This window comes from Streptomyces sp. ISL-12 (assembly GCF_018614415.1).
Classification (GTDB): Bacteria; Actinomycetota; Actinomycetes; order Streptomycetales; family Streptomycetaceae; genus Streptomyces.
The window spans coordinates 1-5,415 of the sequence record NZ_JAGGOO010000145.1; the positions used below are offsets into that span (position 1 = coordinate 1).

Below are 5,415 nucleotides of genomic sequence, written 5' to 3' on the forward strand. Positions count from 1 at the left end.
AGCGGGCGGTGCACCGCCCGCGGGCCGGGTCGCACCGGAACGGCCGGGTCTGTGCGGCGAGCGTGCGGTTCGTGCAAGCGGTCCGACACGGACAGCCCCTCCTGACGTCCGTCACCGTTCGGGAGCACGCGGCACCGCGCCCGGTGCGGCGGGACGGCGTACCCCGGTCCGGGGCGTGACCACGAGATGACATCCTGGCGAACTGACACCCAACAGGAGCTGTTGAAACAGAAACGGCGGGCGACCACCAGAGGAAATCGAGGATTCTGCCCCAACGGGCACGATCCAGGGCAGCCGGAATGCCCCCGATCCGGCACCGCAGGCCGTTTCGAGGAGGGCAACGCGCGCGTGAGGCTGAGGGGCGTCCTGTCTCGTACCCCGAGGAGAGCAGAGCATGCCGTCCTACCTGTCGCCCGGCGTCTACGTCGAGGAGGTGGCCAGCGGCTCGCGCCCGATCGAGGGAGTGGGCACGTCCGTGGCGGCCTTCGTCGGGCTCGCGCCCACCGGGCCCCTCAACGAGCCGACGCTGGTGACCAACTGGACGCAGTACGTCGCGTCCTTCGGTGACTTCACCGACGGCTACTACCTCGCGCACTCCGTCTACGGCTTCTTCAACAACGGCGGTTCGGCCGCGTACGTCGTGCGCGTCGGCGGCTCCGCCGACGGCGCCGGCGCGGGCGCCACCGCCTCCCCCGCCGCCGTGAACGGCTCCGCCGCCCCGGCCGCGCTGCCCGCCGCCGAGCCCAAGCAGCTCGGCACGTTCGCCGTGACGGCGACGACGGCCGGCCAGCACGGCCCGCTCACCGTCGAGGTCGCCGACCCCGAGGGCGAGGGCCCCGCCGAGCGCTTCAAGCTGATCGTCAAGGACGGCGAGAAGCCGGTCGAGACGTTCGACGTGAGCGCCAAGAAGGGCAACCGCTCCTACGTCGTCACCCAGGTGAAGGAGCGCTCCAAGCTCATCACCGTCACCGAGGCCGCTCCGGCCGCGCAGCTGGCCCGTCCGGAGAACCAGACGGTGACCCTGGCCGTGCCGCCCGCCCCGGCCGCCCCCGTCGAGCAGGTCCCGGACGAGATCGCCCAGCCCGGCCCCGCCCAGTACCTCGGCGACAGCTCCGACCGCACCGGCTTCGGCGGCCTGGAGGCGATCGACGAGATCTCCATGGTCGCGGTGCCCGACCTGATGGCCGCCTACCAGGCCGGCGCCATCGACCTGGAGGCCGTCAAGGCCGTCCAGCTCGGCATGATCGCCCACGCCGAGCTGATGGGCGACCGCGTCGCCATCATCGACCCGCCGCCCGGGATGAACGCCCGCCAGATCCGCGTCTGGCGCCAGGAGACGGCCGGCTACGACTCCAAGTACGCCGCCCTGTACTACCCCTGGATCAAGTCCTTCGACCCGGCCACCGGCCAGGCCCGCCTGGTCCCGCCGAGCGGTCACATGGCCGGCATCTGGGCCCGCAACGACTTCGAGCGCGGTGTGCACAAGGCCCCCGCCAACGAGGTCGTGCGCGGCGCCGTCGACCTGGAGCTGCAGATCACCCGCGGTGAGCAGGACCTGCTCAACCCGATCGGCGTCAACTGCATCCGCTCCTTCCCGGGCCGCGGCATCCGCGTCTGGGGCGCCCGCACCCTCTCCTCCGACCCGGCGTGGCGCTACCTGAACATCCGCCGGTACTTCAACTACCTGGAGGAGTCGATCCTGATCGGCACCCAGTGGGTGGTCTTCGAGCCGAACGACCACAACCTCTGGGCCCGCATCCGGCGCAACGTCTCGGCGTTCCTGGTCAACGAGTGGCGCAACGGCGCCCTCTTCGGGCAGAGCCCCGAGCAGGCCTTCTACGTCAAGTGTGACGAGGAGACCAACCCACCGGAGTCCGTCGACCTCGGCCGGGTCATCTGCGAGATCGGCATCGCGCCGGTCAAGCCCGCCGAGTTCGTCATCTTCCGGCTGGCCCAGTTCTCCAGCGGCAGCGGCGAGCTGGAGGAGTAGGCGCACCGCGTTCCCGCGGCCTCTCCCCCACTTTTCCTAGAAGGACAGCGAACCCATGGCTCTCCCCAAAGAAGAAGATGTCCTCGTAGCACCGAATTTCGGTCTCCAGATCGACGGTGTGATGGTCGAGTACCTCAACTCGGTCAGCGGCCTCCAGGTCGAGCAGGACGTCATCAAGTACCAGCAGAACGCGGGCGCGACCGGCCGCAACAACGTCACCCTGATGCCGGGCGTGGCCAAGGACGGGCAGGTCCAGGTCGAACGCGGCGCGAGCATGTCGCCCGCGTTCACCCAGTGGATCGACGACTCCCTGAACGGCCGGATGGCCACCGCCCGCAAGAACGCCTCGATCATCCTGATGGACTACGAGGACAGCCCGGTCAGGCGCTGGAACCTGCGCAACGCCTGGTGCAGCAAGATCGTGATGGGCACGCTGAAGGCGGGTGACACCAATCCGCTCACCGAGACCGTGACCATCGTGTTCGAAGAACTGGTCGTCGAGTAATGCGGCGTTCGGCTGTCGGCGCGCCCAGTGCGAGCAGGGTTGCGGAGGCGCCCGCGGCCGACCGGTCCGCGGCGGCGGGAGCGGAGGTCACTCCGGCTCCCGCCGCCGCGCCGCCGGCGGACGTGGCCCCGCGGCAGACGCTGCGCACCGAGTTCCCCTTCGAACTGCCCCGCGGCTACGTGGACGACAACGGCACGGTGCACCGCAACGGTGTGATGCGCCTGTCGACGGCACGGGACGAACTCGTGCCGCTGCGCGACGTCCGCGTCCAGCAGAACCCGGCGTACCTGTCGGTGGTCCTGCTCGGCCGGGTCATCACCCAGCTGGGCACGCTGCCGTCGGTGCACGACGGGATCGTGGAGAGCATGTTCGCCTCGGACCTGGCGTTCCTCCAGGACTTCTACCGCCAGATCAACGCCGAGGGCCACACCCGGGCGGCGGTGGAGTGCCCGCACTGCTCCGAGTCCTTCGAGGTGGAACTCGGCGGGAGCCGCCTGGGGGAATCGTGACGTACGCGACCGACCGGCTGCAGGAGGAGATCGCGTACGTCGCCTACCACTTCCACTGGAGCCTGGAGGCGATCCTGGACCTGGAACACCATGACCGCCGCCAGTACACGGAACAGATCGCGTCCTTCGTGACGCGCGCCGAGGCGGAGGGCTAGACGTGGGCTTCCTGGACCGTTTGCGGAGCCGGGGCGAGCGTCCCGCCGCCACGACCGCGACACCGGCGGCGGCAGGGCCGGCGCCGGTGTCCGAGGCGACCCCGGCGCCGGCCTCGGCCCCGGCTCCGGCAGCGGCCCCCGCGCCGGGGCCGGGGCCGGTGGTGCGGGCCGCGTGGTCGGCGCTGCCGCCGATCCAGCGGTCCGCGGCGGCCGGTGGCCCCGGGGTCGCCGACAACCGGTTCGGCGGACGCCTGCCGACCTGGCAGAACCCGTCGTTCGCGGAGCCCGTGACCGTCGGCGTCCTGGACACCTCGCCGCACCGCCTGCTGCCGCCCACGTCGGCGGTCGGCGGCGCGGGCACCCCGGTCACCGGCCTGGAACGGCCGGCCCGCGCACTGCCCCCGGCCACCGCCGCGGCGGGCGGCCCGGCGGTGCAGCGCGCGCCGGCGGTACCGCTGCGGGCCGTTCCGGCGGCGGACCCGACGGCTGCCGCGGGGGAGGCCGGAGGGCGGGTGCCGTCGGCGGCTTCGGCGGCTTCGGCGGCTTCGGTGTCGTCCGCGCCGTCCGCGTCCGCTCCGGCGGCGGGCGGTGGAGCGGCCGTCCAGCGGGCGGCCACGTCCTCCGGGCCGGCCGCCGCCTCCGTGCCCCCGGTTCCGGTGACCCCGGTGCTGCCGCCGGCGCCGGCCCCGGTCCCGCAGCGCGGCGTCCGCGTGACCGCCGCGCCGCCGGCACCGGCCGTCCCGCAGCTTCCCCTGGTCAAGGCGCCGGTCGCGGCACCGGCCGTACAGCGCAGGTCACTGCCCACGACGCGCCGGGAGTCCGCGCCGTCGGGCGGGAGTCCGGCCACGGCGTCACGGCCGACGGACGGTGACGGCGGGGGAGGCGGCACGTCCGCCTCCCCCGCACCGGCGTCCCCCGCGCCCGCGCCCGCATCCTCCGCACCCGCGTCCCCTCCGGCCGCCGTTCCCGGCCGTGCCGGCACGCCCTCCGCGGCCGCGCCGTCCGAGGCCGCCCTGCCGATCCAGCGGGCCGTCACCCGCGACACCGCCGGCCCGGTGACGCCCTCCGCTTCCTCCGCTTCCTCTCCGGCTACGGCACCGTCCGCACCGGCCGCCACGCCGGGCCGTACGTCCGCCCCCGCGAGCCCCTCCGGCACCGCCCCGGCGCCCGCCGTCCAGCGCCGGGCCTCGGAGACCGCACCGCAGGCCCCGCGCGCGGCGGACCCCGTGCGCGGCGCGAGCACCTCCGGCACCGCGCAGTCCGCCGTCCAGCGGCAGAGCACCGGCCCGCTGCGCCCCGACCGCTCGGCGCCCGCACCGGGCCCGGACAGCGCCGCCACCCCGCCCGCCGTACGGCCCCGGCCGGCCGGCGACCCGACACCGCCCGCGCGCGGCGCCGGTGCCGCCGACGCCGCCCCGGCGCCCGCCGTCCAGCGCCGGACGAGCGGCGACCCCGTACCGCCCGGCCTGCCGATCGCCTCGAAGGACTCCGGCGCTCCGGGCCGCGACACGCCGGCCTCGGTCCAGCGCCGTACGGCCGAACCCGCGCAGCCGGCCCGACCGGCTCCCGCGCCCGCTGCCGACACGCCGAGCGCCCCCGCGCGGGCGGACCGCCCCGCGGCCACCTCCCCTGCCGGCCCGCCCGCCGTGCAGCGCCACCCGGCCGAGCCCACGCGGCCCGCCCGGCCGGCCCCCGCGCGTGACGCGGACGCCGGCGGCTCCTCCCGTGCCACCGGCACCTCCGGCGCCACCGCGCCGTCCCCGGTCCAGCGCCGGACGCCCGCCACCCCCGTACAGCCCGACCTGCCGATCGCCTCCAAGAGCGCCGGCGCTCCGGACCGGGACACGCCGCCCGCCGTCCAGCGCCGGGCCGCGACCGGTGACCCGGCGCAGCCGACCCGGAGCCCGGACACCCCCGGCACCACCACGCCGTCGGTGCCGCGGTCCGCCCCCGCTGCGCCCGCGGCCTCCCCGGTCCAGCGGCAGGCCACCCCGGCCGCGGCCCAGCCGGCCCGCCCGAGCACGCCCCCGTCGGCACCGGCCGCGCCCGGCACGCCGGCCCCCGCGCCCGCCGTCCAGCGCCGTACCCCGGACGCCGCCCGCTCCGACGCCCCGCCCGCCCTCCCGGTCGAGCACAAGCGCCCCGCGGCCACCCCTCCGGCGCCCCCCGCCACGCCCGCGCCGGGCCCGGCCGCGCCCACCGCCTCCGGACCTGCGCCGTCCGTCCCGTCGGATCCCGCGCCCGCCGTCCAGCGCC

The 5,415-nt window shown here is 75.8% G+C and carries 5 protein-coding genes; all 5 read left to right on the plus strand.

The genetic code is table 11. The annotated features are described in order from the left end of the window. Positions 1-394: 394 nt before the first annotated feature. Positions 395-1,990 (plus strand): phage tail sheath subtilisin-like domain-containing protein, encoded by a 1,596-nt coding sequence (locus tag J7I94_RS33200; protein ID WP_215173249.1) that lies wholly within the window; start codon positions 395-397, stop codon positions 1,988-1,990. 55 nt (positions 1,991-2,045) lie between these two features. Continuing rightward, positions 2,046-2,495: a phage tail protein gene (locus J7I94_RS33205; RefSeq protein WP_215173251.1), complete on the plus strand. Its 450-nt coding sequence runs from the start codon at positions 2,046-2,048 to the stop codon at positions 2,493-2,495. Next, positions 2,495-3,004 (plus strand): hypothetical protein, encoded by a 510-nt coding sequence (locus J7I94_RS33210; RefSeq protein ID WP_215173253.1) that lies wholly within the window; start codon positions 2,495-2,497, stop codon positions 3,002-3,004. Before J7I94_RS33205 ends, J7I94_RS33210 begins: the two co-directional genes overlap by 1 nt. Then, a complete protein-coding gene (locus tag J7I94_RS33215) occupies positions 3,001-3,159 on the plus strand; it encodes a DUF6760 family protein (protein ID WP_215173255.1) in 159 nt (52 codons plus the stop codon). The genes J7I94_RS33210 and J7I94_RS33215 overlap by 4 nt, the downstream gene beginning before the upstream one ends. Positions 3,160-3,245: 86 nt before the next feature. Further along, positions 3,246-5,415, plus strand: a 2,170-nt coding sequence (locus J7I94_RS33220) for a hypothetical protein (protein WP_215173257.1), incomplete at its 3' end; no start/stop codon positions are given.